1 protein-coding gene is annotated in these 1,247 nt (G+C 80.8%); it reads right to left on the bottom strand.

Annotated elements, in window-relative coordinates:
- Window positions 1–1,247 (bottom strand): translocation/assembly module TamB domain-containing protein (locus FJ694_RS36960; RefSeq protein ID WP_510513696.1); only part of this gene is annotated, 1,247 nt, incomplete at both ends.

The raw sequence follows: 1,247 nt of genomic DNA, 5'->3' as shown, positions 1-1,247 counted from the left end.
CGCCCTCGACGAAGTTGCCGACGCCCAGCCGGTCGCCGTTGAGCACGCCGGCGACTTCCGGCGCACCGAGGCGGCCGGTGACGCGCGCGCGCGCTTCCACCGTGCCGTCCAGGCGCCAGCCCACCGGCAGCCACGGGTCCCACACGCCCAGGTCGGCCACGCGCAGCTGCGCGTTGCCCTGCAGCGGCGTGTCGGCCCCCGGCCAGATCTCGCCCGGCGCGGTCACAGCGCTGGCGCCGGCCGAGAGCTCGCCGATCTGCTGCCCGGCCAGGCCCACGGCGGCGTTCCAGGTGGCGCCCTCGGCCCGCACCGACAGCTGCAGCGCGCTCAGGCCCATGGGGCGGCGGCTGCCGCCCGCGGCCAGCGACAGGTCGCCGCGGCGGCGCTGCACCAGCACGTCGGCCTGCAGCTGCGGCGCGGTGCGCAGCACGGCGCGGCCCTCGATCTCCAGGTCGCCCTGCCAGCCCAGGTCGGGCTGCAGCCGCGCCAGCAGCGGTGCCACGGTCAGCGGCTCCAGCGACACGGCGGCGTCGATCTGCGCCGGCGCCCCGTCAAGGCCGGCCTGCCAGCGCGCGGCGCTCCACTGCAGCCCGGCGCCCAGCACCAGCGCGCGGCCGGGTTGCACCGCCAGGCGCGCGGGCCGGGTGTCGCCGCCGAGCTGGAACTCCAGCGCCACGTCCGCGGCCTGCAGCAGGGCGTCGCCGGCGCCGGCGCGGCGCACGTCCACCCGCCCGATGCGGCCCTGCCAGCCCGAGAGCGTCGCCGGCAGCGCGCCGCTGCCCGACTGCAGCAGGGCGCCCTGCGCCTCCAGCGCGAAGCGGGTGCGCGCGCCCGCGGCGCCGGGGGGTGGCGGCTGCAGCAGGTCGGCCCACTCCGGCGGCCGCGCCGCCAGCTCGCCCTGCAGCGCCAGGCGGTGCGCGCGCGTGGTGCCGTCCAGGTCCAGCTCGACCACCGGCACGCGCTGCCAGCCGGAAGCGCCGGCCAGCGCCAGGTCGGCCAGCGACAGGTCCAGCGCCAGCGGCGCGTCGCCCGCGGTGGCGAGCTGCCAGCGCGCCTGGCCCGTGCGCAGCCGGGCGGAGGGCAGCGCCAGCCCGGACACGCTGGCGCTGCCCTGCGTGCGCAGCGCCGGCCAGCGGCCCTCCGCCGTCAGGTCGGCGCGCACGGCACCGGCGATGGCCGGCGACGGCGTCGCGGCCGCCACCGGCGCCGCGGTCGCGCCGGGGCGGGTGGTCCTGGAGGCGGCGGCC

The sequence above is a fragment of the Azohydromonas aeria genome (genome assembly GCF_009760915.1).
Classification (GTDB): domain Bacteria; phylum Pseudomonadota; class Gammaproteobacteria; order Burkholderiales; family Burkholderiaceae_C; genus Azohydromonas; species Azohydromonas aeria.
This window is presented reverse-complemented; position numbering and strand designations above follow the sequence as displayed.